Here is a 25536-nt window from a genome sequence, read left to right on the forward strand (position 1 = left end):
CATGGATAAGCCTGACGAGTCTGTGACGGATCTGATCCGCGCCCGCGATGTTCGTGGTTTCGAATCCTGGGCGCTGCCCAGCTTCGACCCGCCGAAACCGGAACCCGAGCCGGAACCGGAGCCCGAACCGCCGGAAATGGAAGAAGTGCCGCTGGAAGAAGTCCAGCCACTGACCCTGGAAGAACTCGAAAGCATCCGTCAGGAGGCTTACAACGAGGGCTTCGCCATCGGCGAAAAAGAAGGTTTTCACAGCACCACGCTGAAGGTGCGTCAGGAAGCCGAAACAGCGCTCGCGGCGAAAATCGCCAGCCTTGAGCTGTTGATGGCCAACCTGTTCGAACCGATCGCCGAGCAAGACACCCAGATTGAAAAGTCGCTGGTCGACCTCGTGCAGCACATCACCAAACAAGTGATCAAGCGCGAACTGGCCATCGACTCGACACAGATCGAACACGTCATGCGCGATGCCCTCAAGCTGTTGCCGCTGGGCGTGGAAAACGTGCGCCTGTACGTCAATCCGCAGGATTTCGTCCAGGTCAAAGCCCTGCGCGAACGCCACGAAGAAACCTGGCGTATCGTCGAAGACGAGTCGCTGTTGCCGGGCGGTTGCCGGGTTGAAACCGAGCACAGCCGCATCGACGCCAGCGTCGAATCGCGGGTGACCCAAGTGATGGCCAAGCTGTTCGACCAGTTGCACGAGCAGGCCTTGCACCCGGCAGCGCCTGACTTGAGCCTGGAAATCCCCGAAGACACCCCAGCGGCTGTCGACTCTGACGAGCCGCGCGCGGACGCCAGCGATGCGCCTTGAACGGACCAGTTTCGCCAAGCGCCTGAGCACCTACGCCGAGGCCACCGAGATTGCCGGCGCGCCGATCCTTGAAGGTCGGCTGCTGCGCATGGTCGGCCTGACCCTCGAAGCCGAAGGCTTGCGCGCCGCCATGGGCACCCGTTGCATGGTCATCAATGACGACAGCTACCACCCGTCCCAGGTGGAAGCGGAAGTCATGGGTTTTTCCGGCAGCAAAGTCTTTCTGATGCCGGTCGGCAGCGTCGCCGGGATTGCCCCGGGCGCCCGCGTGGTGCCGCTGGCCGATACCGGCCGTTTGCCGATGGGCATGAGCATGCTCGGCCGTGTCCTCGACGGCGCCGGTCGCGCGCTGGACGGCAAGGGCGGTATGAAGGCCGAAGACTGGGTGCCGATGGACGGCCCGACCATCAACCCGCTCAACCGTGACCCGATCAGCGTACCGCTGGACGTCGGCATCCGTTGCATCAACGGTTTGCTGACGGTCGGTCGTGGCCAGCGTCTGGGTCTGTTCGCCGGTACCGGTGTCGGTAAATCGGTGCTGTTGGGCATGATGACCCGCTTCACCGAAGCCGACATCATCGTCGTCGGCCTGATCGGTGAGCGTGGTCGCGAAGTTAAAGAATTCATCGAACACATTCTCGGTGAAGAAGGCCTCAAACGTTCGGTAGTGGTCGCCTCGCCAGCGGACGACGCACCGCTGATGCGTATGCGCGCGGCAATGTATTGCACGCGCATCGCCGAGTATTTCCGCGACAAAGGCAAGAACGTTCTGCTGCTGATGGACTCGCTGACCCGTTTCGCCCAGGCTCAGCGGGAAATCGCTCTGGCCATCGGCGAGCCGCCAGCAACCAAGGGCTATCCGCCCTCGGTGTTCGCCAAACTGCCGAAACTGGTGGAGCGCGCCGGTAACGCGGAGAAGGGCGGCGGTTCGATCACGGCGTTCTACACCGTGCTGTCCGAAGGCGACGACCAGCAGGACCCGATTGCCGACTCGGCGCGGGGCGTGCTCGACGGCCATATCGTCCTGTCGCGACGCCTGGCCGAGGAAGGCCACTATCCGGCGATCGACATCGAAGCCTCGATCAGCCGGGTGATGCCGGCGGTGGTTTCGCCGGATCACATGCAGCGCGCGCAGTACTTCAAGCAGTTGTGGTCACGCTATCAGCAGAGCCGCGATCTGATCAGCGTCGGTGCCTATGTGGCCGGTGGCGATCGCGAGACCGATCTGGCGATTTCCCTGCAGCCGCAATTGGTCAGGTATCAGCGCCAGGGCCTCAACGACAAAATCAATCTGGGTGAAAGCCAGGCCTATCTGGAAACCCTGTTCGCCCCTGCGGCGGGCGGGTAACCGGCCATGGCCGTCAGCCGCGCTGCGCGCCTGGCACCGGTGGTGGACATGGCCGAGAAGGCCGAGAAAGCCGCCGTGCAGCGCCTTGCCTACTTTCAGGGCCAGGTCAAAGTTGCCGAAAGCAAACTGGCCGACCTCAATGCCTTTCGTCTGGATTACTCGCAGCAGTGGATCGTGCGCGGCAGCACCGGCGTGACCGGGCAATGGCTGCTGGGCTTTCAGGGTTTCCTGGCGCAACTCGACACCGCCGTCGACCAGCAACGGCAGAGCCTGGTCTGGCACCAGAACAAGCTCGACAAGGCGCGTGAAGAGTGGCAACAGGCATTCGCCCGCGTCGAGGGCTTGCGCAAACTGGTGCAGCGCTATCGTGATGAAGCGCAACGCCTGGAAGACAAGCGCGAGCAGAAGCTGCTCGATGAACTGTCGCAACGGTTGCCAAGGCGTGATGCCTTCTAAACCTCACCGCCAAACCCCTGTGGGAGCGAGCTTGCTCGCGAAAGCGCCGTGTCAGTCAATCCTGTAGTCAACTGACAGAATGCCTTCGCGAGCAGGCTCGCTCCCACACTTGTTCCACTGTTGCGCCTTGCCCCAACCCTATCCAGGTGCTAAACCTTGTACAGGTTCGTCAATGACAAGGAAGCCAGTCAATGTCAGTCGTTACAGAAGTCTCTCCAGACCAGAAAAAGCTCACGATCGCGGTCAAAGGCCGGTTCGATTTCGGTCGCCATCAGGAATTTCGCGAGTCGTATGAACGGCTCCCACACAAACCCGAATCCATCGTGGTCGATCTCAAAGAGGCCACTTACCTCGACAGCTCCGCGCTGGGCATGCTGCTCCTGCTGCGTGATCACGCCGGTGGCGACGAGTCGGATATCCGTGTCGTCAACAGCAGCTCCGATGTGAAGAAAATCCTCGCGATTTCCAACTTCGACAAACTCTTCGACATCAGTTGACGCCCATGCAGGCGCAAGAGCCGCTGACCATTCTTATCGCCGAAGACAGCGCCGCCGACCGGTTGCTGCTGTCGACCATCGTCCGCCGTCAGGGCCATCAGGTGTTGACGGCGTCAAATGGCGCCGAGGCGGTCGAAACGTTCAAAGAGCAGCAGCCCGATCTGGTGTTGATGGACGCGCTGATGCCGGTGATGGACGGCTTCGAAGCGGCGCGGCAGATCAAGGCGCTGGCGGGTGAAGCGCTGGTGCCAATCATTTTCCTCACGTCGCTGACCGAGAGTGAAGCGCTGGCCCGTTGTCTGGAGGCTGGTGGTGACGATTTTCTGGCGAAGCCGTACAACCAGGTGATCCTTGCCGCCAAAATCAAGGCGATGGATCGCTTGCGTCGCCTTCAGGCCACGGTCCTGCAGCAGCGCGATCTGATCGCGAAACATCATGACTATCTGCTCAACGAACAACGCGTGGCCAAAGCGGTGTTCGACAAGGTCGCGCATTCCGGGTGCCTGAGTGCGCCGAATATCCGTTACCTGCAATCGCCTTACGCCCTGTTCAATGGCGATCTGTTGCTCGCTGCGTATACGCCGGCCGGTGACATGCACGTCATGCTCGGCGATTTCACCGGGCATGGCTTGCCGGCAGCGGTGGGGGCGATGCCGCTGGCCGAAGTGTTTTATGGAATGACCGCCAAGGGCTATGGCCTGGCCGAAACCCTGCGCGAGATGAACGCCAAGCTTAAGCGCATCCTGCCGGTGGACATGTTCTGCTGTGCCACTTTGCTCAGTCTGAGTTTCCAGAGCCGTTCGGTGGAGGTGTGGAACGGCGGCATGCCCGACGGTTACTTGCACCGCATGGCCAGTGGCGAACGCGTGCCGTTGCCGGCGCGGCATTTGCCCTTGGGGATTCTCAGCGCGCAAGCCTTCGATGACCGTACGGATGTGTATCCGATGGCCGTTGATGATCGGGTGTTTCTGTTATCGGACGGGGTGATCGATACCTGCGATGCCAATGACCAATTGTTCGGCGTCGAGCGCTTGCAGCAGGTGTTTGCGGCGAACCGCGAGCCGGATCGGCTGTTCGAGGATATCGAACAGGCGCTGCGCGATTTTCGCGGGCAGGCCCGCGATGATGTGAGCATGGTCGAAGTCAGTCTGCTTGAGTCGGCGCAGGCCCAAGGCGCGGCGCCGGTGTATTCCGACAGCGGCCAGTCGTGCCCGCTGGACTGGTCGGCCAGTTTCGAGTTTCGCGGTGCCACGCTCAGGCGCTTCAATCCGTTGCCGTTCCTCTTGCAGTTGCTGCTTGAGGTGCATGGCCTGCGCGCGCAAAGCGGGGCGCTGTACAGTGTGCTCGCCGAGTTGTATTCCAATGCGCTGGAGCATGGCGTGCTCGGGCTGGACTCGAGCCTCAAACGCGATGCGGCAGGTTTCGCCCGCTACTATGAAATGCGCGCGGCGCGGCTGGAGGCGCTGGAGGATGGTTATGTGCGCGTACATTTGCAGGTGCAACCGCGAGGCGAGGGTGGGCGCCTGGTCATCCGCGTCGAGGACAGCGGCAAGGGTTTCGATGTAACGCGGGTCATGGATCGCCCGCTGGATCACGTCCGCTTGTCGGGTCGCGGCATCAGCCTGGTCCGGCAACTGGGGCGCAACGCCAGTTGGTCGGACCAAGGTCGTAGTGCCAGCGTGGAGTTTTTCTGGGAGATTGAGGCATAATCCGCCCATTCTTGATCAAGGAGTGAGCAAGTGACAGACCCACATGTAAATCGCGAAGTCCTCGATACTTTGCGCGAGGTGATGGAGGACGGCTATACGGAATTGCTGGAGACTTTTCTGGCAGATTCGCAAAGCCGCCTGCACGAGTTGCAGGACATCACCAGCGCCAAAGCGCTTTCCGATGTAGCGCATAGCTTCAAGGGCAGCGCCAGCAACATGGGCGCGGTTCGACTGGCCAAGTTGTGCCAGGACCTGGAGTCGAACGCGAAGGACAAAAGCCCGGAAGCGCTCGCTCAGCTAGTCGCCGATATCCATTCTGAATTCGCCGAAGTACGTCCAGTGTACGAAAGCGAAAAGCGCCACGCCCACATCCACTGAAGCTGCCATCCGGCGCTTTTCGCAAGTGTCTGGCCAAACTGGCCCGGCACTTGCAGTCAACTTGCTCAACTGTACCTACGATCCCAGTGCAGCGGAGACCGTGTCATGCCTGCGACCCCCAACATTCTCCTTCAGACCGCCGCTCAGGCCAAGGCGCAAGCCGCCTCTGCCAAATCGTCGGCAATGGCCGCAGACGCCGGGGACAAGGCCTCCACCTTCGCCAAAGTGTTCGCCGATCAGGCGCCGGTCAAGCCCGCCGTGAGCGCTGACAATTCAGTCAAGCCGGCACGCGATAAGGTCGCAGACAGCAGCGGCAAAAAGGATATCGGCAAAGATCAGTCTGCCGCGCCCGAGCCAGCAGTTGCCGATAGCGGCAAAGCGTTGCCTGCCGACAAAGCGGCGGCGAGCGACGACGCGACTGCCACTGCCGATGACACCGCTGAAACTGTGCAAACCCCTGTGGCGGATGCCGCGCCTGTAGACCCGACGCTTGATCCGGCCTTGGCGCAAGTCGTTCAGCCGTTGGTGGCAGCGCCTGTGGTGCAAGCACCAACAGTCACCACGCCAGCCCAGCCGGAAACCGAAACGCCTGCATTGGCGGTCGTGTCGGGCATGGTCAAAGATCCGGCGGCCACCGACAGCGAATTTGATCCGACAGCCGACCCGCTCGATTCGCTGCCGGCCGTGCGCATGGCGATGGAGCAGGGCGGGCATATTTCTGCCGCCAGCCAGGCGCAACCGAAAGCCACGCCTGCTCAAGCTCAGGCTGACGGTGAATTGACCGCCGCGCAGAACTTTGCCGCCGGCATGGCCAGCATGCTCGACGTGCAGGCCGACAAGGACAGCACCAGTCAGGGCGGCGAACAAGCTTTCAGCGGGCTGATCGACGATGGTTTGAAAGATTTGAAATCCGCCACCAGCGACACCCGCGTCGATGACTTCGCCAACCGTCTGGCGGCACTGACCCAGGCCGCTACGCCGAAAACCGCCAATGCGCTGCCGGTGAATCAGCCGATCGCCATGCACCAGAGCGGCTGGACCGAAGAGGTGGTCAACCGCGTCATGTACCTGTCCAGCGTCAACCTGAAGGCCGCCGACATTCAGTTGCAGCCGGCAGAGCTTGGGCGTCTGGATATCCGCGTGAACATGGTTCCCGATCAGCAGACCCAGGTCACCTTCATGAGCGCGCACCCGAGCGTGCGTGAAGCGCTCGACAGCCAGATGCACCGCCTGCGCGACATGTTCAACCAGCAGGGCATGGGCCAGGTCGACGTCAATGTCGCCGACCAGAACCGTGGCTGGCAGGGGCAGCAAGGCCAGGAGCAGGCGCAGCAGGGGCAGAGTGGCCGGACCAGTGCTGCGGGTGGCCGCCTGGATTCGGTGGATGAGGAATTGGCACCGGCTACAGTGGCGGAAGTTGCCGCGCAGACCACCAGCGTCATCGGTAGCAGCGCGGTCGACTACTACGCCTGACGCAACGCAATACCAATGTGGGAGCGAGCCTGCTCGCGAATACGGTGTGACATTCAACCTTTATGTTGACTGACACATTGCTTTCGCGAGCAGGCTCGCTCCCACATTTGTTTATGGCGCCGTTCAGATGACGCGCTGACACTTCTGGCATAACACTTGCTCTTGCCTTGCCGTGCGACTGTGAAACCCCCGATTAGTGACGGATTATTGGCATGGCGAAGAGCGAAGCTGCAGCAGTAAAAGACCCCGCAACCAAAGGCAAACTCAAGCTGATCATCGTGATCGTGCTGGCGTTGCTGGTAGCCATTGGTGCATCCGTCGGGGCGACCTGGTTCTTCATGCACGGCGCGCAGAGCAAGCCTGCCGAGGCCGCTGAAGCAGCGCCGGTCGGCAAGCAGGCGGCGATTTTCGAGCCGATGGCGCCGGCCTTCGTTGCCAACTACAACCAGAACGGCCGTCAGCGCTACATGCAGGTGAGCATCACCATGCTGGCGCGTAATCAGGCTGATCTGGACGCGCTCAAAGTGCACATGCCGGTTATCCGCAACAACCTGGTAATGCTCTTCTCCGGTCAGGATTTCGCCACGCTGGCGACCCCGGTCGGGCAGGAGATGTTGCGCCAGAAGGCCACCGCCAGCGTCCAGGAAGTGGCGCAGAAAGAACTGGGCAAAGTGGTCATCGAACAGTTGCTTTTCACTAATTTCGTACTGCAGTAGGAACACGACATGGCCGTGCAGGATCTGCTGTCCCAGGATGAAATCGATGCGCTGCTGCATGGCGTCGATGATGGTCTGGTACAGACCGATAATGCTGCCGAACCCGGCAGTGTCAAAAGCTACGACCTGACCAGCCAGGATCGCATCGTCCGTGGACGCATGCCAACGCTGGAAATGATCAACGAGCGCTTTGCCCGCTACACCCGCATCAGCATGTTCAACATGCTGCGCCGCTCGGCGGACGTTGCCGTCGGTGGCGTGCAGGTGATGAAGTTCGGCGAATACGTGCACTCGCTGTACGTGCCGACCAGCCTCAACCTGGTCAAGATCAAACCGCTGCGCGGCACCGCGCTGTTCATTCTCGACGCCAAACTGGTGTTCAAGCTGGTGGACAACTTCTTCGGTGGTGACGGCCGTCACGCCAAGATCGAAGGGCGGGAGTTCACCCCGACCGAACTGCGCGTAGTGCGCATGGTGCTCGAGCAGGCTTTCGTCGATCTGAAAGAAGCCTGGCAGGCGATCATGGAAGTCAATTTCGAGTACATCAACTCGGAAGTGAACCCGGCCATGGCCAACATCGTCGGCCCGAGCGAAGCGATTGTGGTCTCCACCTTCCACATCGAACTCGATGGCGGTGGCGGCGATCTGCACGTGACCATGCCGTACTCGATGATCGAGCCGGTGCGCGAGATGCTCGACGCCGGTTTCCAGTCCGACCTCGACGATCAGGACGAGCGCTGGGTCAACGCGCTGCGCCAGGACGTGCTCGATGTCGACGTGCCGATCGGTGCCACCGTAGCCCGCCGCCAGTTGAAGCTGCGCGACATCCTGCACATGCAACCGGGCGATGTGATCCCGGTCGAGATGCCGGAAGACATGATCATGCGCGCCAACGGCGTGCCGGCCTTCAAGGTCAAGATGGGCTCGCACAAAGGCAACCTCGCGTTGCAGGTGATCGAGCCGATCGAGCGTCGCTGAGGCGGCGCTTTTCACCCCCGTATTTAACCGAATTGTTGCCCGCCGAGGACACATGATGAACGACGATATGAACGCGCAGGACGACCAGGCACTGGCCGATGAATGGGCTGCGGCCCTGGAAGAAACCGGTGATGCCGGCCAGGCTGACATCGATGCACTGCTGGCCGCCGACGCCGGCACTTCCAGCTCCAACCGTCTGCCGATGGAAGAGTTCGGCAGCGTGCCGAAGAACAATGATCCGGTGACCCTCGACGGTCCGAATCTGGACGTGATCCTCGACATTCCAGTGTCGATCTCGATGGAAGTCGGCAGTACCGACATCAACATCCGCAACCTGCTGCAACTCAACCAGGGTTCGGTGATCGAGCTTGATCGTCTGGCCGGTGAGCCGCTCGACGTGCTGGTCAACGGCACCTTGATCGCCCACGGCGAAGTAGTGGTGGTCAACGAGAAGTTCGGCATCCGCCTGACTGACGTGATCAGCCCAAGCGAACGCATCAAGAAGCTGCGCTGAGTGAAAAAGTTTCTCTGGGTGCTGCTGGCATGGCCGTTGAGCGTGCTGGCTGCCGAGCCGAGCGCAACCAATGCCGCGCCTGCCGCCACCGCGCCAATGGTCAACAGCGGCGTGGCCGGTCAGTTGACGCAACTGGTGTTCGGTTTGCTGCTGGTGCTGGGTTTGATCTTCTTCCTCGCCTGGCTGTTGCGCCGCGTGCAGCAGGCGGGGCCAGCGGGCAAGGGCCAGGTAATCGAGCTGATCGGCTCACGCGCGCTCGGTCCGCGTGACCGCTTGATGCTGGTGCAGGTCGGCAACGAGCAGATTCTGCTCGGCCTCAGCCCCGGCACCATCACCGCGCTGCACGTGCTCAAAGAGCCGGTCGAAGTCCCCACTGCCAGCGAAAAAGCGACGCCGGAATTTGCTCAGCATCTGCTGAAGATTCTTGGCAAGGACCAAAAGGATACGAAGTAATGGGTGCGCTCCGCATCGTCTTGACGCTGGTCCTGTTGCTGGCCGCGCCGCTGGCGTTCGCCGCCGATCCGTTGTCGATCCCGGCGATCACGCTGGGCACCAATGCCGACGGCGCGCAGGAATATTCGGTCAGTCTGCAGATCCTGCTGATCATGACCGCGCTGAGCTTTATTCCGGCGGCGGTCATCCTGATGACCAGCTTCACGCGGATCATCATCGTCTTCTCGATCCTGCGTCAGGCCCTCGGCCTGCAACAGACGCCGTCGAACCAGATCCTCACCGGCATGGCGCTGTTCCTGACGCTGTTCATCATGGCGCCGGTGTTCGACCGGGTGAACAACGACGCGCTGCAACCGTATCTGGCGGAAACCCTCACCGCCCAGCAAGCGGTGGAAAAGGCCCAGGTGCCGATCAAGGACTTCATGCTCGCGCAGACTCGTACCAGCGATCTGGAGCTGTTCATGCGCCTGTCCAAGCGCACCGACATTGCCAGCCCGGATCAGGCGCCGTTGACCATTCTGGTGCCGGCGTTCGTGACCTCCGAGCTTAAGACCGCCTTCCAGATCGGCTTCATGATCTTCATTCCGTTCCTGATCATCGACCTCGTTGTCGCGAGCGTGCTGATGGCCATGGGTATGATGATGCTCTCGCCGCTGATCATTTCGTTGCCGTTCAAGATCATGCTGTTCGTGCTGGTCGATGGCTGGGCGCTGATCATCGGTACTCTGGCCAGCAGTTTTGGAGGTGTTTCGCCATGACGCCGGAAGTCGCGGTCGATATCTTTCGTGAAGCCCTGTGGCTGACCACCATGATGGTCGCCATCCTGGTGGTGCCGAGCCTGCTGGTCGGCCTGCTGGTGTCGATGTTCCAGGCTGCCACGCAGATCAACGAACAGACCCTGAGCTTCCTGCCGCGTCTGCTGGTGATGCTGGTGACCCTGATCATCGGCGGTCCGTGGATCGTGCAGACGTTCATGGAGTACATCATCCAGCTGTACAAAAACATTCCGATGGTCATCGGCTAAGCCATGCAATCGTTGCTTCAGCTGACCGACACCCAGATCAGCACCTGGGTGGCGTCGTTCATGTTGCCGCTGTTTCGCGTGGCGTCGATGCTGATGGTCATGCCGGTGTTCGGCACCACCCTGATCCCGCGTCGCGTGCGCCTGTATTTCGCCGTGGCGATCACCGTGGTCATCACCCCGGCGCTGCCGCCGATGCCCGCCGTCAGCCCGCTGGATCTCAGCGGCCTGTTGCTGATCGGCGAGCAGATTCTGGTGGGCGCCGTGCTCGGCTTTTCCCTGCAACTGTTCTTCCAGGCTTTCGCCGTCGCCGGGCAGATTGTTGCGATCCAGATGGGCATGGGCTTCGCCTCGATGATCGACCCTACCAACGGCGTTTCGGTGGCGGTGATCGGGCAGTTCTTCACCATGCTGGTGACGTTGCTGTTCCTGTCGATGAACGGCCATCTGGTGGTGTTCGAAGTCCTCACTGAAAGCTTCACCACGCTGCCGGTCGGCGGCGGTTTGATGGTTGCGCATTACTGGGAACTGGCCGGCAAACTCGGCTGGGTCCTCGGCGCCGCGCTGCTGCTGGTGTTGCCGGCCGTCACCGCACTGTTGGTAGTCAACATCGCCTTCGGCGTGATGACCCGCGCCGCGCCGCAACTGAACATCTTCTCGATCGGTTTTCCGCTGACCCTGGTGCTCGGCCTGTTCATCGTCTGGGTGGGCCTGGCGGACATTCTCAACCAGTATCAACCGCTGGCCAGCGAGGCCTTGCAGTTGCTACGCGAACTGGCACGGGCGCGCTGAGTCATGGCAGAGAGCGAAAGCGGTCAGGACAAAACGGAAGACCCCACGGAGAAGCGCAAAAAGGACTCCCGTGAGAAGGGTGAGATCGCCCGTTCCAAAGAGCTCAACACCCTCGCCGTGATGATGGCCGGCGCCTCTGCGCTGCTGATTTTCGGCGGCATGCTTGCGCAAGAAATGATGGACGTGATGCGCCTGAACTTCACCCTGTCCCGCGAAGTGGTCATGGACCAGGGCGCGATGGGCCGGTTCTTGCTGGAGTCGGGCCTGATCGCCTTGCTGGCGATTCAGCCGGTAATGATCACCCTGTTGCTCGCCGCCATCATCGGGCCGATCTCCCTCGGTGGATGGCTGTTCGCCGCAAAGTCGCTGGCGCCCAAATTCAGCCGGATGAACCCGGCCGCCGGCCTCAAACGCATGTTCTCGTTCAAGGCTGTGGTCGAACTGCTCAAAGCCCTGGCGAAGTTTTTGATTACTTTGGGTGTGGCACTGTTGGTGCTGTCCGCCGACGTCGATGATCTTCTGCGCATCGCCCACGAACCACTGGACATGGCGATCATTCACAGCGTTTTGCTGGTGGGCTGGAGCACGCTGTGGCTGGCCTGCGGTCTGATCATCATCGCCGCCGTCGACGTACCGGTGCAGCTCTGGGAAGCGCACAAGAAACTGCTGATGACCAAGCAGGAAGTGCGCGACGAACACAAGGACCAAGAAGGCCGCCCCGAGGTCAAGCAACGCATCCGCCAGACCCAGCGCGAAATGTCCCAGCGACGGATGATGGCGGCGATTCCCGAAGCCGACGTGGTCATCACCAACCCGACCCACTACGCGGTCGCGCTCAAGTACGACTCGGAGAAGGGCGGCGCACCGGTGCTGCTGGCCAAGGGCAGCGACTTCATCGCCCTGAAAATCCGCGAGATTGCCGTGGCCAACAACGTCATGCTGCTCGAGTCGCCTGCGCTGGCGCGCTCGATCTATTACTCAACTGAGCTTGAGCAGGAAATTCCTGGCGGGCTGTATCTGGCAGTGGCGCAGGTATTGGCCTACGTCTACCAGATCCGCCAACACCAGGCGGGCAAGGGCAAGCGTCCGGATCCGTTGAAGGATGATTTGCCGATTCCGCCGGATTTGCGTCGGGATTCTTGACGTTGCCCTGCAGCCATTGGTCTGAGATAGCCTTTCACTGTCAACTCTGACAGGTGCAGTCGCCGTGATTTTGCAGTTTGATGCAAGGTGAAACCGCTAACCTGGCGCGGTCAGGCTAGCGAGTGCAAGGAGCACGATGATGAAAGGTATTTTCAGCCGCTACGATGGAAAAAACCGGCAAAGGCACCATCACGCCGAAGCCCTCGGGACGATGCCTGTCCTTGCCGAAGCCACGGGTTTTTTTCTGACGGCCAAAGAGTACCGGTTCAGCATTCCAGTGTCTGATGCCCTGCATGCGAAGGTCAAAGTGGGCGGCGAAGTCGAGTTCGAATCGCCCAGGACCAAGAATGGAAAAGTGAAAATCCTTTGGTATTGAGCAACCGATCGCAAGGCCCCGAAACGAAAAACCGCCGCCCCGATTCAACGATGCGGCGTTTTTTCTGATCGTCCCCACGCTCTGCGTGGGAATGCATCCCGGGACGCTCCGCGTCCCTTCCGAAGCTGAACGCGGAGCGTCCGTTGAGGCGTTCCCACGCAGAGCGTGGGAACGAGCATCAGGGGATGCGCTACTGCGGCAACTCCAGATTATCCAGCACCCGATTCACCGCCAGTTCTCCGAGCATGATCAACTGCGCAATCCCCATCAGCGTCCGGCGCTGCGACGGCTTGACCAATTCGGCGAATTCCTGAGCGATGGTTTTGGCCGACGCAAGCGTCTCGCAGGCGTTGGCCAGCAGGTCTTCGTTTTTTGTGTCGGCGGTGACGGCGTACATGGCGCGGGGGCTGAACGGCGGTGGGGTCGAGCCGGGGGGGCAGAGGTAGTGGTCGAGGGCGCGGTCGGCGGCTTGGTGGAGTTTTTTTGAATCGAGGGATTCGTAGGGGGAGGTGGGGTCGGATTCGGGCGGGTTGGGTGTTGGTTTGATCATGGTGAAGCTCCTTTGAAATGGAGCCGCGACAACTTGTCGCTAAACAGGGAGGGTGGCGGCTGTACGCGGGTTAGCGAACCGGTCAAAGGCACCCGGCAGACCCGAAGGTCTCCCGCATACAGCCACCATGACGAAATCGCGAACATACAGATCCGCAACGGAGCCTGGAACGCCGATGCATCTTTGACTTGAGTTCGAGTCGCTAAACCCGATCGCTGATTCGTCAGCGACCGGACCACAATAGAATCCGACCCCCCTGTTTAATTCATTGGTCAAATAAATCCGTCCCCCTTTTCTGCTTGACTGCCCAGTTGTCCGGATCAGACCCACGCCAGTATTCAAACCCAGAATTGAAAGTGATCCAGGTAAGACCAGTCTCTTGATACGATTTGAATGGAAGTTATCTTCCTGCCAGCGGGTGCAGTAAAGTCAATCCACTTATGGCTGTTAGAGACGTCTGCAGGAAGGTTTCTCGATCCCACATTTCCAGCGTTGTCGGAAAAGCGGATTTCCGCAGCGTTTCGTTGATAGGTGTATGCAAATCTGACTCGAGAGTAGGCTGATTTGAGACTAAGCGTGATCAGTTGCTGCCCTGTCGGAAGCTCATTGCCGGCGTTTGTCACGATAGCTGGGCCGCTGAGCATCCCTGCTATGGGACTACTGTAAGTTTGAATGCCGGTTGTACCCGCTCCGGAGGTGAGTGTGATGGTCATGCTCGTGATACTGATGCTCTGGCCAACGGTAATGCTGCTATGGGGTTGGCCATCAAAATTCTCAAAGAGTATCGGCTCAGGAACCGCCTCGCCTACCCGCACCCTCAACACCTTCGAAAACATCAAGCGCTCACCACTTCCCGATTTGTACACGGTGTAATTGATCAGGGCATTGGCGCCGCGATTGTTTGTCAGCCAGTCAGAAGGAAGTGTAAAGACTGGCGTGACACCTGCCTGAACAGGTCGCGTATCACTTTCCCATCGCGTGTTGGCGGTAGCGCGCACACGTACAGTATAGCCAGTCGTCATGCCTGCGTAGTTGACGCTGACAGTTTTCTGATCACTCGACAGGGTCGGTGCCAGGAGATCGAATGGCTGAGGGAGAATGTGCAGCAGCAAATAGCGCGAAGGAATCAAGGTCGTGCCCGGGGCCGTACGTACCGTGTAAAAGACCTTCACCGTGTGGCCAATGCTATCGATCACCTCCATGCGTGGAATGCGGATGTCGATAGTGCCAGGGGTTCCCACGGTGATCACCTGCGAGTGGTAGGTGTGCCGAGGGTTTTCCCAAGTGATGCGAACCGTATGGCCGCGGGCCATGCCGGTGAAGTGCGGAACTTGAGCAGTGACGTATCGGGCGAAATAGACATGATCGAAGTCAAGTTGATCGCCCGCAGAGCCATGTGCTTCAAGTACTTTTGGCGCCACTGGATCGGTGTCTGCTGAAACTGAGTTCATGGTGTGTCTCCTGCGTTCTAGTGATTGCCTGGAATGGCATCCATTTGATGCAGGAAGCAGGAATTCTTGCCACTGTCAGATCTGACAGGTGATCGAGTATTTCCGATGAGCGGTGGTTTGCAGATGTCCTCTCTTGGTTGGCTACGTCGTCGAGAGAGCGTTGGTCTGGAAGTGCCATCCACCTGTCAACTCTTACAGTAGACGGACGGCTGTCCATGACATCGAGATAGGGGCGCAAGTTTACCGAACCAGGAGAGTACGATCATGGCAGAGCGCATTTACCGGAAACTCGAGGGCATGGGCCTGGAATATGTGTCAGGGCGACTGGAACAGAACCCGAAAGAGCGGGCCATCCGTTACACCGTCACTTTCGACATGGACTTGGATTTCACCCATTTCAAACAGATGGCCAATGCTTATATCCCGGATTATCTCGACAACCCGATCAACGCGATCAGACCTGAACTGGACGGCTTGGCTAACCACTATTCCTACAACTACCTGTTCAGTGCAGCGGGAAACATCCGCGATAATCAGGCGCTGTTCGAACTCTTCACCTCGCCCAGATATTACAACGATCAATGGGCAACCGGCCCTCATCGGCAGGTGCGTTATGGCAAACCGGAGTTTGTGCAGGTCGGGCGAAAATTCCGAGTGACTGCACGCAGAGACTTCAGATCCCTGGATGACACGGGTCAGATCGAAATCGGAGATTTGCCGGTCATCCAGTTTCATTGGGCGCTCAATCTGCTGCAAAGTGGTCTGACGGCCCCGGGAGTCATTGCGCCAGTGACCAAGGTCGTGTTGATGTACATGGATGAGGACTTCGTTGAGGTCGAAGGTGAGCAGATTTTGCGGGGGACGCGATACGTCAATGGCAAGCAACTGGGCTTCGGCAACATTGCGCCCAAGCGGATACTGACTGCGCGTTAACCCGCATTAAAAAACGCCGTCCGATTGCGCGGTGCGGCGTTTTTTATCCTGAAGACTTGTTTTGGCTGTGAGGTCGCCTTCGCGGACTTGCCGGCGAAGACGTCAACATCCAGATCGCCTCATTCAAGGCTTGTCACAAATGTCTGCTACTGCGGCAATTCCAGATTATCCAGCACCCGATTCACCGCCAGTTCTCCGAGCATGATCAGTTGCGCGATGCCCATCAATGTTCGGCGTTGCGACGGTTTGACCAGTCCGGCGAATTCTTGGGCGATGGTTTTGGCCGATGCAAGGGTTTCGCAGGCGTTGGCCAGCAGGTCTTCGTTTTTGGTGTCGGCGGTGACGGCGTACATGGAGCGGGGGCTGAACGGTGGTGGGGTCGAGCCGGGTGGGCAGAGGTAGTGGTCGAGGGCGCGGTCGGCGGCTTGGTGAAGTTTTTTTGAGTCGAGGGATTCGTAGGGGGAGGTGGGGTCGGATTCGGGTGGGTTGGGTGTTGGTTTGATCATGGTGAAGCTCCTGAGGTTATGGAGCCACTTTCCCCCTGTCGCTAAACAAGTGAAGGTGGCAGCTGTACGCAGGTTAGCGAACCGGTCTCAGGCACCCCGGTAGACCCGAAGGTCTCCCGCATACAGCCGCCATAACGTTATTGCGGGCGAGAAATCCCGCAACGAAGCCACGATCGCTGATGCACTGAGTTGGTCCGAGTCGCTAAACCCGATCGCTGATTCGTCAGCGACCGGACCACAATAGAACCCGACCCCAAGGCGCACAAGCCGGCGGATTCTGGCTTGCCTGTAGGCAATGGCGCAAGGATTTGTAGCCTTGAGACCGTGTCTGAAGGTGTCTTTTAAACAGCTTCGTTTAAATCGAAAAAATGCGCCGCATTCGATGGCCTCTTCGCGAGCCTGCTCGCGAAGGGGTCAGCCCAATCAGCCGATAATCCCAAGTAAAACCGCTCTATTTCATTCCCCGGCAAAAGTTGGAAAGCTTCTTGCAATAGCCGCCCTGCGCCCGTTCGGGGCGTCAAAAGTTTGCTTTAAAGGAACGGGGAAAACCGGTGGATCGCACTCAGTTATTCAATACAGCACGCACCAACGTTGCCGATCTCAGTCGAGGCAATCTGGGCGTGCCGTTGCTGCTGCTGGTCATGCTGGCGATGATGATGTTGCCGGTACCGCCGTTCCTGCTCGACGTCTTCTTTACCTTCAACATCGCTCTGTCGATCGTCGTCCTGCTGGTCTGCGTATATGCGCTTCGGCCGCTGGATTTCGCCGTGTTCCCGACGATTCTGCTGGTGGCGACGCTGCTGCGTCTGGCCTTGAACGTGGCCTCGACGCGGGTGGTGATGCTCCACGGTCAGGACGGCCACGCCGCCGCCGGTAAGGTGATTCAGGCCTTCGGTGAGGTGGTGATCGGCGGTAACTACGTGGTCGGTATCGTGGTTTTCGCGATCCTCATGATCATCAACTTCGTCGTGGTGACCAAGGGTGCCGGGCGGATTTCCGAGGTGAGCGCGCGTTTTACTCTCGACGCGATGCCCGGCAAACAAATGGCGATCGACGCCGACCTCAACGCCGGCCTGATCGACCAGAATCAAGCCAAATCGCGCCGTCAGGAAGTTGCCCAGGAGGCGGAGTTCTACGGTTCGATGGACGGTGCCAGCAAGTTCGTCCGCGGTGACGCGATCGCCGGCCTGCTGATTCTGTTCATCAACCTCATCGGCGGCATGGCGGTGGGTATCTTCCAGCACGGCATGAGCTTCGGCGATGCGGGCAAGGTTTACGCCTTGCTGACCATCGGTGACGGTTTAGTGGCGCAATTGCCATCACTGTTGTTATCTACAGCAGCGGCGATCATGGTGACCCGTGCTTCCGGCTCGGAAGACATGGGCAAGCAGATCAATCGCCAGATGTTCGCCTCGCCGAAAGCGCTGGCCGTGGCCGCTGGTTTGATGGCGGTGATGGGCCTGGTGCCCGGCATGCCGCACTTCTCGTTCCTGAGCATGGCCGCGCTGGCCGCAGGCGGCGCATACCTGTTCTGGAAGAAGCAGAACGTCGCCAAGGTTGTGGCGCTGGAAGAGGTCAAGCGTCAGCAGGAACTACTGCCGTCGCCGGCCCGCGCCATGGAAACCAAGGAGCTGGGCTGGGACGACGTGACGCCGATCGACATGATCGGCCTGGAAGTCGGCTACCGCCTGATTCCGCTGGTGGACCGCAATCAGGGTGGGCAATTGCTCGCGCGGATCAAGGGCGTGCGCAAGAAGCTCTCGCAGGATTTGGGCTTCCTGATGCCGACCGTGCACATCCGCGACAACCTCGATCTGGCGCCGAGCGCTTACCGCTTGACGCTGATGGGCGTGATCCTCGCCGAGGCCGAGATCTACCCGGATCGCGAACTGGCGATCAATCCGGGTCAGGTGTACGGCTCGCTCAACGGGATCAACGCCAAAGATCCGGCTTTCGGCCTGGAGGCGGTGTGGATCGAAATCAGCCAGCGCGCCCAGGCGCAATCGCTCGGCTACACCGTGGTCGATGCCAGCACCGTGGTCGCCACCCACTTGAACCAGATTCTGTACAAGCACTCCAGTGAGCTGATCGGCCACGAGGAAGTGCAGCAACTCATGCAATTGCTGGCCAAGAGCTCGCCGAAACTGGCGGAAGAGCTGGTGCCGGGCGTGGTTTCGCTGTCGCAGTTGCTCAAAGTTCTGCAAGCGCTGCTCGCCGAGCACGTGCCGGTGCGCGACATCCGCAGCATCGCCGAAGCGATCGCGAACAACGCCGCGAAGAGTCAAGATACCGCCGCGCTGGTCGCCGCTGTGCGGGTCGGCGTATCCCGTGCAATCGTCCAAAGCATTGTAGGCACTGAGTCCGAGCTGCCTGTAATCACATTGGAACCAAGGTTGGAACAGATATTGCTCAATAGTCTGCAGAAGGCAGGACAAGGCTCGGAAGAGGGCGTTCTGCTGGAGCCGAGCATGGCCGAGAAGCTGCAACGTTCGTTGATCGAAGCGGCCCAGCGTCAGGAAATGCAAGGCCAACCGGTGATCCTGCTGGTAGCAGGCCCGATTCGCGCGATGCTCTCGCGCTTCGGTCGCCTCGCAGTGCCAGGGCTGCATGTACTGGCCTACCAGGAAGTACCGGACAACAAGCAAGTGACCATCGTTGCGACAGTAGGGCCCAACGGCTGAGGTAGTGGTTTATGCAAGTTAAGCGTTTTTTCGCCGCCGATATGCGTCAGGCCATGAAGCTGGTTCGCGATGAGCTGGGCGCTGATGCCGCCATCATCGGCAACCGCCGCATTGCCGGCGGCGTCGAGTTGACGGCGGCTCTGGATTACAAATTGTCGGCGCTGGCGCCACGGGTTCCGAACATGGAACTCGAAGACGAGCTGCGCAAGACCCAATCGCGCATCGTCACCGCCCAGGCCGAGCTGAGCCTGCGTGGCGAAGCCGACGGCAACACCAATCAGCAATTGTTCGCCGGGCTACCATTGACCGCAGGCCTGCCGCTGACCGCTGCCGAACCGCTGAGCGAGCCGACCTACGCCGCACCGACGCGCCCGGCCGCAGCCCCTGCGCAGGCCTCCGCGGGTGTCGATCCGCGTGCACTGGATTCGATGCGTTTTGAATTGAACAGCCTGCGCGAGCTGATGGAAGTGCAGCTCGGCACCCTGGCCTGGAATCAGCTGCAAGGCAGCCGTCCGGCCCAGGCCAATCTGTATCGCCGTCTGCAGCGCATCGGCCTGTCCGGCCCGCTGTCGCGCGATCTGCTGGCGATGATCACCGATATCGAAGAACCCCGTCAGGCCTGGCGCATGCTGCTTGCGCACCTGGCGCGGATGATTGCCGTACCGGAAGTCGAGCCGCTGGAAGAGGGCGGTGTGATTGCCATGGTCGGCCCCGCCGGCATGGGCAAGACCACCACGCTGGCCAAGCTCGCCGCGCGTTATGTGCTCAAGTACGGCGCGCAGAACGTTGCACTGGTGAGCATGGACAGCTTCCGCATCGGCGCGCAGGAACAACTGAAAACCCTCGGGCGCATTCTCAACGTGCCGGTGACGCACGTCGATCCGGGTCAGTCGCTGGTGCAGGCATTGGATCCACTGCTACGCAAACGCGTGGTTTTGATCGATACTGCCGGCCTGCAGGCCAGTGATCCGGCGTTGCGCATGCAGCTTGAGAGTCTGGCCGGGCGTGGCATTCGCTCAAAAAATTATCTGGTCCTGGCAACCACCAGCCAGAAACAGGTTCTAACCGCCGCTTATCACAGTTACAAGCGTTGCGGGCTCGCCGGTTGCATCCTGACTAAACTGGATGAAACGGCCAGTCTCGGCGAAGTGTTGAGCCTGGCGATCAGTCATGAATTGCCGGTCGCGTACCTGACCGATGGCCCACGGATTCCGGATGATTTGCATCTGCCGCGTCGTCATCAACTGGTCAGCCGCGCCGTCAGCGTGCAAATGCAGGAAGAACCCAGCGAAGAAGCCATGGCTGACATGTTCGCTGATATCTATCACAGCCCGACCAAGCAGGTTGGCTGAGGTAATCATGAACAGTTTTTGTACCTACATCGATGGTCTGCCACGCATTGTTCCGATCAGGAACGCGCAGCCAGTAATGTGGCCTCCGTCTATGCAAGACAAGGTAAAGAAATAACATGGGCAGCATGCATCCCGTACAGGTGATCGCGGTGACCGGCGGCAAAGGTGGCGTCGGCAAGACTAACGTGTCAGTGAACTTGTCGCTGGCGCTGGCAGAGCTTGGCCGTCGGGTCATGCTGCTGGACGCCGACCTGGGTCTGGCGAACGTCGACGTTCTGCTGGGGCTGACACCCAAGCGCACACTGGCCGACGTCATCGAAGGCCGTTGCGAACTGCGCGACGTGCTGTTGCAGGGGCCGGGCGGGATTCGCATCGTGCCGGCGGCCTCCGGCACGCAGAGCATGGTGCACCTGAGCCCGGCGCAACACGCCGGCCTGATCCAGGCGTTCAGCGACATCGGCGACAATCTCGACGTGCTGGTGATCGACACCGCTGCGGGTATTGGTGACTCGGTAGTCAGTTTCGTTCGTGCCGCCCAGGAAGTGTTGCTGGTGGTCTGCGACGAGCCGACTTCGATCACCGACGCTTACGCGCTGATCAAGTTGCTCAACCGCGACTACGGTATGAACCGCTTCCGCGTGCTGGCCAACATGGCGCAGAGCCCGCAGGAAGGGCGCAACCTGTTCGCCAAGTTGACCAAGGTCACGGATCGCTTTCTCGACGTCGCCCTACAATACGTCGGCGCCGTGCCGTACGACGAAAGCGTGCGCAAAGCGGTGCAGAAGCAGCGCGCCGTCTACGAAGCCTTTCCCCGTTCCAAGTGCGCGCTGGCCTTCAAGGCCATCGCCCAGAAGGTCGACACCTGGCCGCTGCCCGCCAACCCGCGCGGGCATCTGGAATTTTTCGTCGAGCGTCTCGTGCAGCAAACCGCAGGGCCTGTGATATGACCGCCAGTGGCATGAATCTTTACAAAAAGTCGGCGCGTGACGCGCAATACGAATTGATCGAGCGCTACGCGCCACTGGTCAAGCGCATTGCCTATCACTTGCTGGCGCGCCTGCCGGCCAGCGTGCAGGTCGAAGACCTGATCCAGGCCGGGATGATCGGTTTGCTGGAAGTCTCGACCAAATACGACGCCAGCAAAGGCGCCAGTTTCGAAACGTACGCGGGCATTCGAATCCGCGGCGCGATGCTCGATGAAGTGCGCAAAGGGGATTGGGCGCCACGCTCGGTTCACCGTAATACCAGGATGGTCAGCGACGCGATTCGCTCGATTGAAGCTAAAACCGGCCGTGACGCTAAAGATCACGAGGTTGCGGCCGAACTCCAATTGAGTCTCGACGATTACTACGGGATTCTGAATGACACCTTGGGCAGTCGCCTGTTCAGTTTCGACGACCTGTTGCAGGACGGCGAACACGAAGGGCTGCACGAGGATGGCGCTAGTGCTCACATGGAGCCGTCACGCGATCTGGAAGATGAACGCTTCCAGGCGGCGCTGGCGGACGCGATTGCCAATTTGCCGGAGCGTGAACGACTGGTGTTGGCGCTGTACTACGACGAAGAGCTGAACCTCAAGGAAATCGGTGAAGTCCTTGGCGTCAGTGAATCGCGGGTCAGCCAGTTACACAGCCAGTGCGCGGCCCGTCTGCGGGGGCGTTTGGGGGAGTGGCGAGCGCGCTGAAGGCAGTGTGGGGACACTGCGAAACGAGGCTGGTGCGGTGATGAACGGCGCCGGTCTCGATCCGTTGTGCTCCAGACAAACTTTAAGTGCTGCGCCGATTGATTGAAGTGGCGCGTCCAGGTGCTGGGCGCGTTTAAGACTGCTTGGAGGTCGAATTGAACAAAGACATGAAAATCCTCATCGTTGATGACTTCTCAACGATGCGGCGGATCATCAAGAACCTGCTGCGCGATCTTGGGTTCACCAACACCGTCGAGGCCGACGATGGCACCACTGCCATTCCGGTGCTCAACAGCGGCAGCATCGACTTTCTGGTAACGGACTGGAACATGCCGGGCATGACCGGTATCGACCTGCTGCGTCACGTGCGCGCCGATGAAAAACTCAAGCACCTCCCGGTGTTGATGGTGACTGCTGAAGCCAAGCGCGAGCAGATCATCGAGGCCGCTCAGGCCGGTGTGAACGGTTACGTAGTCAAACCTTTCACGGCTCAAGCGTTGAAAGACAAAATCGAGAAGATTTTCGAACGCATCGGCTGATGAATGCGCGGGGGAGCTATGGAGCATAACGAATCATCACAGGGCGATTTCGAATCGACCCTGAAAAAACACGCGGTCGAACTGGTCGAGAGCCTTGAAAAAGGCAAGTTCGGCGACGCGGTGCAACTGATCCATGAGCTCAATCAGACCCGTGACCGCGGCCTGTATCAGGAAGTGGGCAAGCTCACACGTGAACTGCACAGTGCGATCGTCAATTTCCAGATCGATCCGCACATGCCGCAGGCCGAGGAAGTGTCGCAAATCACCGACGCCACCGAACGCCTGGGCTATGTGGTCAAGCTGACGGAAGCCGCGGCCAACCGCACCATGGATCTGGTGGAAAGCGCCACGCCGGTGGTCAACAGTCTGGCTGATGAAGCGCAGACGTTGAGCGCCGATTGGGGCCGCTTCATGCGTCGCGAGGTCGGGGCTGAAGAGTTCCGCGAACTGGCGCGCCGGGTCGACGGTTTTCTGTCACGCAGCAGCACGGACAACCGTGCGGTGTCGAGCAACCTCAACGACATCCTGCTGGCTCAGGATTACCAGGACCTCACAGGTCAAGTGATCAAGCGTGTGACCCAACTGGTCACCGAAGTCGAAAGCAATCTGCTCAAACTCGTGCTCATGGCCAGTCAGGTCGACCGCTTTGCGGGCATCGAACATGACCGCGCCGCAATGCTTGCTGAAAAAGATCCACAAAAACATCTCTCGCAGGGTGAAGGTCCGCAGATTCATGCCGATAAACGAGAAGACGTTGTGTCCGGTCAGGACGATGTGGACGATTTGTTATCCAGCCTTGGATTCTAGAGTTTCGGAATTCGGGTTTTTTGGGTTTTTAGACCTGTAGGAGCACCCCATTAATGAGCTTCGGCGCCGATGAAGAGATCCTTCAGGATTTCCTGGTTGAGGCCGGCGAGATTCTTGAGCAACTGTCCGAACAACTGGTCGAGCTGGAAAGCCGCCCGGATGATGCAGATCTGCTCAATGCAATTTTTCGCGGTTTCCACACTGTAAAAGGGGGCGCCGGCTTCCTTCAGCTCAATGAGCTGGTGGAGTGCTGTCACATCGCCGAAAACGTGTTCGACATCCTGCGCAAGGGTGAGCGTCGCGTTGATGCAGAACTGATGGACGTGGTGCTCGAAGCACTGGACGCGGTGAACAGCATGTTCAGCGAAGTCCGTGAGCGTGCACCGATCACCGCTGCCACGCCGGAGCTGCTGGCCGCGCTGGCGCGTCTGGCCGAACCGCAATCGGCGGATGAAGCCCCGGCTTCGCCGGTTGCCGAGATGATCGAAGAACTGGTCGTTGAAAGCGACTCCTCGGACGACATCACCGATAACGAATTCGAACAACTGCTGGACTCGCTGAACGCCGTCAAGGCCCAGGCCGAGGCTCCGGCCGCTGTCGCTGCTCCCGCGCAGGTTGCCGACACGGCGGCCAGCGATGAAATCACCGACGCCGAATTTGAATCGCTGCTCGATCAACTGCATGGCAAAGGCCAGTTTGCTGTCGATGCGGTCGCTCCGGCGGCACCAGCAGCGCCGGCTGCTCCGGCCGCGCCTGCTGCGGGCGACAGCTCGGACATCACCGACGACGAATTCGAAGCCTTGCTCGATCAGTTGCACGGCAAGGGCAACTTCGCCGTTGACGCGCTGGAATCGGCCATCGCTTCGGCCCCGTCAGCACCTGCTGCACCGGCAGCCGCTGCGGCCGGCAGTGACCTGATCAGCGATCACGAATTCGAATCGCTGCTCGACGAACTGCACGGCAAAGGCAAGTTTGACGCCAGCGCTGCGACTGCCGGCTCTGCGTCGAGCGTCGCCACGCCAGCGGCGAAAGCTCCGGCTGCCGCTGCTGCGCCGAAACCTGCCGCCAAGCCTGAACCGAAAGCCGAGGCGCCGAAACCGGCCGCCGCTGCTGCACCGGCTCCGGCCCGCGCGCCAGCTGCTGCCCCGGCAGAAAAACCGGCCAGCGAAGCGGAAACCACCGTGCGCGTCGACACCGCGCGGCTCGACGAGATCATGAACATGGTCGGCGAGCTGGTGCTGGTGCGTAACCGTCTGGTGCGTCTGGGCCTCAACAGCGGCGACGAAGCCATGTCCAAGGCCGTGTCGAACCTCGACGTGGTCACCGCTGACCTGCAGACCGCCGTGATGAAAACGCGGATGCAGCCGATCAAGAAGGTCTTCGGGCGCTTCCCGCGTCTGGTTCGCGACCTCGCTCGTCAGCTGAAGAAAGAGATCAACCTGGAACTGGTGGGCGAAGAAACCGACCTCGACAAAAACCTTGTCGAGGCTCTGGCCGACCCGCTGGTCCACTTGGTGCGCAACGCTGTCGACCACGGCATCGAGTCGCCGGAAGAACGCGAAGCATCGGGCAAGGCCCGTGGCGGTCGCGTGGTGCTGGCGGCCGAGCAGGAAGGCGACCATATCCTGCTGTCGATCTCCGATGACGGCAAAGGCATGGACCCGAACGTCCTGCGTTCGATCGCGGTAAAACGCGGTGTGATGGACAAGGACGCGGCGGATCGCCTGAGCGATACCGAGTGCTACAACCTGATTTTCGCCCCCGGTTTCTCGACCAAGACCGAGATCTCCGACGTGTCCGGCCGTGGTGTCGGCATGGACGTGGTGAAGACCAAGATTTCCCAGCTCAACGGTTCGATCAATATCTACTCGACCAAGGGCCAGGGTTCGAAGATCGTCATCAAGGTGCCGCTGACCCTGGCGATCATGCCGACGCTGATGGTCATGCTCGGCAATCAGGCGTTCGCGTTCCCGCTGGTCAACGTCAACGAAATCTTCCACCTCGACCTGTCGACCACCAACGTCGTCGACGGTCAGGAAGTGGTGATCGTGCGCGACAAGGCGCTGCCATTGTTCTACCTCAAGCGCTGGCTGGTCAGCTCCGCCGCTCACGAAGAGCAGCGCGAAGGCCATGTGGTGATTCTTTCGGTGGGCACTCAGCGGATCGGCTTCGTCGTCGATCAGCTGGTCGGCCAGGAAGAAGTGGTCATCAAGCCATTGGGCAAAATGCTACAGGGAACTCCGGGCATGTCCGGCGCCACCATCACCGGTGACGGCCGCATTGCGCTGATTCTCGATGTTCCAAGCATGCTCAAGCGTTACGCCACAAAGCGTATTTGAATCCGGGGCGGCGGCGCGATGACGCGCCGCTG

Annotated in this window: 27 protein-coding genes; 24 read left to right on the forward strand and 3 right to left on the reverse strand. The window is 60.1% G+C overall.

The annotated features are described in order from the left end of the window. Position 1: 1 nt before the first annotated feature. From fliH to BXA01_RS23735, 16 genes are all read left to right on the forward strand, one after another. Complete coding sequence (gene fliH / locus BXA01_RS23660; RefSeq protein ID WP_056783802.1) at positions 2-808, forward strand: flagellar assembly protein FliH; 807 nt, start codon at positions 2-4, stop codon at positions 806-808. Then, a complete protein-coding gene (fliI, locus tag BXA01_RS23665; protein WP_016771077.1) occupies positions 798-2156 on the forward strand; it encodes a flagellar protein export ATPase FliI in 1359 nt (452 codons plus the stop codon). Before fliH ends, fliI begins: the two co-directional genes overlap by 11 nt. Before the next feature lie 6 nt (positions 2157-2162). Continuing rightward, positions 2163-2612 carry a flagellar export protein FliJ gene (gene fliJ, locus BXA01_RS23670; protein WP_016771076.1) on the forward strand — a complete coding sequence of 150 codons (450 nt, stop codon included), beginning with the start codon at positions 2163-2165 and terminating at the stop codon, positions 2610-2612. A 191-nt stretch (positions 2613-2803) separates the two neighbouring features. Then, entirely contained in the window at positions 2804-3109 is a 306-nt protein-coding gene (locus tag BXA01_RS23675; protein ID WP_016771075.1) for an STAS domain-containing protein, read from the forward strand. A gap of 5 nt (positions 3110-3114) precedes the next feature. Continuing rightward, entirely contained in the window at positions 3115-4818 is a 1704-nt protein-coding gene (locus BXA01_RS23680) for an ATP-binding SpoIIE family protein phosphatase (RefSeq protein WP_076566589.1), read from the forward strand. A gap of 30 nt (positions 4819-4848) precedes the next feature. Then, positions 4849-5196, forward strand: a complete 348-nt coding sequence (locus BXA01_RS23685; RefSeq protein WP_076566591.1) for an Hpt domain-containing protein — start codon at positions 4849-4851, stop codon at positions 5194-5196. Between the two features lie 105 nt (positions 5197-5301). Further along, the gene (locus BXA01_RS23690; protein ID WP_076566593.1) at positions 5302-6669 is read left to right on the forward strand and encodes a flagellar hook-length control protein FliK; all 1368 of its coding nucleotides are present in this window, start codon (positions 5302-5304) and stop codon (positions 6667-6669) included. 212 nt (positions 6670-6881) lie between these two features. After that, entirely contained in the window at positions 6882-7385 is a 504-nt protein-coding gene (fliL, locus tag BXA01_RS23695) for a flagellar basal body-associated protein FliL (RefSeq protein WP_016771071.1), read from the forward strand. A 9-nt stretch (positions 7386-7394) separates the two neighbouring features. Further along, positions 7395-8363, forward strand: coding sequence for a flagellar motor switch protein FliM (gene fliM / locus BXA01_RS23700; protein ID WP_003222890.1), 969 nt, complete (start codon positions 7395-7397; stop codon positions 8361-8363). A gap of 55 nt (positions 8364-8418) precedes the next feature. After that, positions 8419-8877 (forward strand): flagellar motor switch protein FliN, encoded by a 459-nt coding sequence (gene fliN / locus BXA01_RS23705; RefSeq protein WP_016771070.1) that lies wholly within the window; start codon positions 8419-8421, stop codon positions 8875-8877. Next, complete coding sequence (gene fliO, locus BXA01_RS23710) at positions 8878-9330, forward strand: flagellar biosynthetic protein FliO (protein WP_076566595.1); 453 nt, start codon at positions 8878-8880, stop codon at positions 9328-9330. Further along, the gene (gene fliP, locus BXA01_RS23715; RefSeq protein ID WP_016771068.1) at positions 9330-10088 is read left to right on the forward strand and encodes a flagellar type III secretion system pore protein FliP; all 759 of its coding nucleotides are present in this window, start codon (positions 9330-9332) and stop codon (positions 10086-10088) included. The genes fliO and fliP overlap by 1 nt, the downstream gene beginning before the upstream one ends. After that, entirely contained in the window at positions 10085-10354 is a 270-nt protein-coding gene (fliQ, locus tag BXA01_RS23720) for a flagellar biosynthesis protein FliQ (RefSeq protein ID WP_016771067.1), read from the forward strand. The genes fliP and fliQ overlap by 4 nt, the downstream gene beginning before the upstream one ends. A gap of 3 nt (positions 10355-10357) precedes the next feature. Further along, on the forward strand, positions 10358-11143 hold the full coding sequence (gene fliR, locus BXA01_RS23725) for a flagellar biosynthetic protein FliR (RefSeq protein WP_016771066.1): 786 nt from the start codon (positions 10358-10360) through the stop codon (positions 11141-11143). Between the two features lie 3 nt (positions 11144-11146). Continuing rightward, entirely contained in the window at positions 11147-12286 is a 1140-nt protein-coding gene (flhB, locus tag BXA01_RS23730; protein ID WP_076566597.1) for a flagellar biosynthesis protein FlhB, read from the forward strand. A 139-nt stretch (positions 12287-12425) separates the two neighbouring features. After that, positions 12426-12662 (forward strand): hypothetical protein, encoded by a 237-nt coding sequence (locus tag BXA01_RS23735; protein WP_076566599.1) that lies wholly within the window; start codon positions 12426-12428, stop codon positions 12660-12662. 190 nt (positions 12663-12852) lie between these two features. Here the strand turns inward: BXA01_RS23735 and BXA01_RS23740 are convergent, their stop codons facing one another. Continuing rightward, positions 12853-13212, reverse strand: coding sequence for a DUF6124 family protein (locus BXA01_RS23740; protein WP_076566601.1), 360 nt, complete (start codon positions 13210-13212; stop codon positions 12853-12855). Positions 13213-13550: 338 nt separating this feature from the next. Continuing rightward, the gene (locus tag BXA01_RS27200) at positions 13551-14663 is read right to left on the reverse strand and encodes a hypothetical protein (RefSeq protein WP_076566603.1); all 1113 of its coding nucleotides are present in this window, start codon (positions 14661-14663) and stop codon (positions 13551-13553) included. 264 nt (positions 14664-14927) lie between these two features. Between BXA01_RS27200 and BXA01_RS23750 the strand changes: the two genes are divergently transcribed. Further along, positions 14928-15596, forward strand: coding sequence for a hypothetical protein (locus BXA01_RS23750; protein WP_076566605.1), 669 nt, complete (start codon positions 14928-14930; stop codon positions 15594-15596). 146 nt (positions 15597-15742) lie between these two features. Here BXA01_RS23750 and BXA01_RS23755 read toward each other — a convergent pair whose 3' ends face one another. Continuing rightward, on the reverse strand, positions 15743-16102 hold the full coding sequence (locus BXA01_RS23755) for a DUF6124 family protein (RefSeq protein ID WP_076566607.1): 360 nt from the start codon (positions 16100-16102) through the stop codon (positions 15743-15745). 551 nt (positions 16103-16653) lie between these two features. Between BXA01_RS23755 and flhA the strand changes: the two genes are divergently transcribed. The 7 genes from flhA to BXA01_RS23790 all read left to right on the forward strand — a co-directional run bounded on the left by flhA (position 16654) and on the right by BXA01_RS23790 (position 25504). Next, a complete protein-coding gene (flhA, locus tag BXA01_RS23760; protein WP_016771062.1) occupies positions 16654-18783 on the forward strand; it encodes a flagellar biosynthesis protein FlhA in 2130 nt (709 codons plus the stop codon). Between the two features lie 11 nt (positions 18784-18794). Continuing rightward, entirely contained in the window at positions 18795-20135 is a 1341-nt protein-coding gene (flhF, locus tag BXA01_RS23765) for a flagellar biosynthesis protein FlhF (protein ID WP_024012117.1), read from the forward strand. Between the two features lie 116 nt (positions 20136-20251). Further along, positions 20252-21082 (forward strand): flagellar synthesis regulator FleN, encoded by an 831-nt coding sequence (gene fleN, locus BXA01_RS23770; protein WP_016771060.1) that lies wholly within the window; start codon positions 20252-20254, stop codon positions 21080-21082. Continuing rightward, the gene (gene fliA / locus BXA01_RS23775; protein WP_016771059.1) at positions 21079-21819 is read left to right on the forward strand and encodes an RNA polymerase sigma factor FliA; all 741 of its coding nucleotides are present in this window, start codon (positions 21079-21081) and stop codon (positions 21817-21819) included. Before fleN ends, fliA begins: the two co-directional genes overlap by 4 nt. 167 nt (positions 21820-21986) lie before the next feature. Further along, positions 21987-22358: a chemotaxis response regulator CheY gene (locus tag BXA01_RS23780; protein ID WP_024012118.1), complete on the forward strand. Its 372-nt coding sequence runs from the start codon at positions 21987-21989 to the stop codon at positions 22356-22358. 18 nt (positions 22359-22376) lie between these two features. Further along, positions 22377-23165, forward strand: a complete 789-nt coding sequence (locus tag BXA01_RS23785) for a protein phosphatase CheZ (protein WP_016771058.1) — start codon at positions 22377-22379, stop codon at positions 23163-23165. 53 nt (positions 23166-23218) lie between these two features. Next, the gene (locus BXA01_RS23790) at positions 23219-25504 is read left to right on the forward strand and encodes a chemotaxis protein CheA (RefSeq protein WP_076566609.1); all 2286 of its coding nucleotides are present in this window, start codon (positions 23219-23221) and stop codon (positions 25502-25504) included. The last annotated feature ends 32 nt before the right edge of the window (positions 25505-25536 follow it).

Origin of the sequence: Pseudomonas sp. B10 (assembly GCF_900156235.1) — a bacterium.
Classification (GTDB): Bacteria; Pseudomonadota; Gammaproteobacteria; order Pseudomonadales; family Pseudomonadaceae; genus Aquipseudomonas; species Aquipseudomonas siliginis.

Bases quoted from the DNA above. Each gene is read 5' to 3' on its own strand.
- fliH (WP_056783802.1), top strand. From the start codon at position 2: ATGGATAAGCCTGACGAGTCTGTGACGGATCTGATCCGCGCCCGCGAT.
- fliI (WP_016771077.1), top strand. From the start codon at position 798: ATGCGCCTTGAACGGACCAGTTTCGCCAAGCGCCTGAGCACCTACGCC.
- fliJ (WP_016771076.1), top strand. From the start codon at position 2,163: ATGGCCGTCAGCCGCGCTGCGCGCCTGGCACCGGTGGTGGACATGGCC.
- BXA01_RS23675 (WP_016771075.1), top strand. From the start codon at position 2,804: ATGTCAGTCGTTACAGAAGTCTCTCCAGACCAGAAAAAGCTCACGATC.
- BXA01_RS23680 (WP_076566589.1), top strand. From the start codon at position 3,115: ATGCAGGCGCAAGAGCCGCTGACCATTCTTATCGCCGAAGACAGCGCC.
- BXA01_RS23690 (WP_076566593.1), top strand. From the start codon at position 5,302: ATGCCTGCGACCCCCAACATTCTCCTTCAGACCGCCGCTCAGGCCAAG.
- fliL (WP_016771071.1), top strand. From the start codon at position 6,882: ATGGCGAAGAGCGAAGCTGCAGCAGTAAAAGACCCCGCAACCAAAGGC.
- fliM (WP_003222890.1), top strand. From the start codon at position 7,395: ATGGCCGTGCAGGATCTGCTGTCCCAGGATGAAATCGATGCGCTGCTG.
- fliN (WP_016771070.1), top strand. From the start codon at position 8,419: ATGAACGACGATATGAACGCGCAGGACGACCAGGCACTGGCCGATGAA.
- fliP (WP_016771068.1), top strand. From the start codon at position 9,330: ATGGGTGCGCTCCGCATCGTCTTGACGCTGGTCCTGTTGCTGGCCGCG.
- fliQ (WP_016771067.1), top strand. From the start codon at position 10,085: ATGACGCCGGAAGTCGCGGTCGATATCTTTCGTGAAGCCCTGTGGCTG.
- fliR (WP_016771066.1), top strand. From the start codon at position 10,358: ATGCAATCGTTGCTTCAGCTGACCGACACCCAGATCAGCACCTGGGTG.
- flhB (WP_076566597.1), top strand. From the start codon at position 11,147: ATGGCAGAGAGCGAAAGCGGTCAGGACAAAACGGAAGACCCCACGGAG.
- BXA01_RS23735 (WP_076566599.1), top strand. From the start codon at position 12,426: ATGAAAGGTATTTTCAGCCGCTACGATGGAAAAAACCGGCAAAGGCAC.
- BXA01_RS23740 (WP_076566601.1), bottom strand. From the start codon at position 13,212: ATGATCAAACCAACACCCAACCCGCCCGAATCCGACCCCACCTCCCCC.
- BXA01_RS27200 (WP_076566603.1), bottom strand. From the start codon at position 14,663: ATGAACTCAGTTTCAGCAGACACCGATCCAGTGGCGCCAAAAGTACTT.
- BXA01_RS23750 (WP_076566605.1), top strand. From the start codon at position 14,928: ATGGCAGAGCGCATTTACCGGAAACTCGAGGGCATGGGCCTGGAATAT.
- BXA01_RS23755 (WP_076566607.1), bottom strand. From the start codon at position 16,102: ATGATCAAACCAACACCCAACCCACCCGAATCCGACCCCACCTCCCCC.
- flhF (WP_024012117.1), top strand. From the start codon at position 18,795: ATGCAAGTTAAGCGTTTTTTCGCCGCCGATATGCGTCAGGCCATGAAG.
- fleN (WP_016771060.1), top strand. From the start codon at position 20,252: ATGGGCAGCATGCATCCCGTACAGGTGATCGCGGTGACCGGCGGCAAA.
- fliA (WP_016771059.1), top strand. From the start codon at position 21,079: ATGACCGCCAGTGGCATGAATCTTTACAAAAAGTCGGCGCGTGACGCG.
- BXA01_RS23780 (WP_024012118.1), top strand. From the start codon at position 21,987: ATGAAAATCCTCATCGTTGATGACTTCTCAACGATGCGGCGGATCATC.
- BXA01_RS23785 (WP_016771058.1), top strand. From the start codon at position 22,377: ATGGAGCATAACGAATCATCACAGGGCGATTTCGAATCGACCCTGAAA.
- BXA01_RS23790 (WP_076566609.1), top strand. From the start codon at position 23,219: ATGAGCTTCGGCGCCGATGAAGAGATCCTTCAGGATTTCCTGGTTGAG.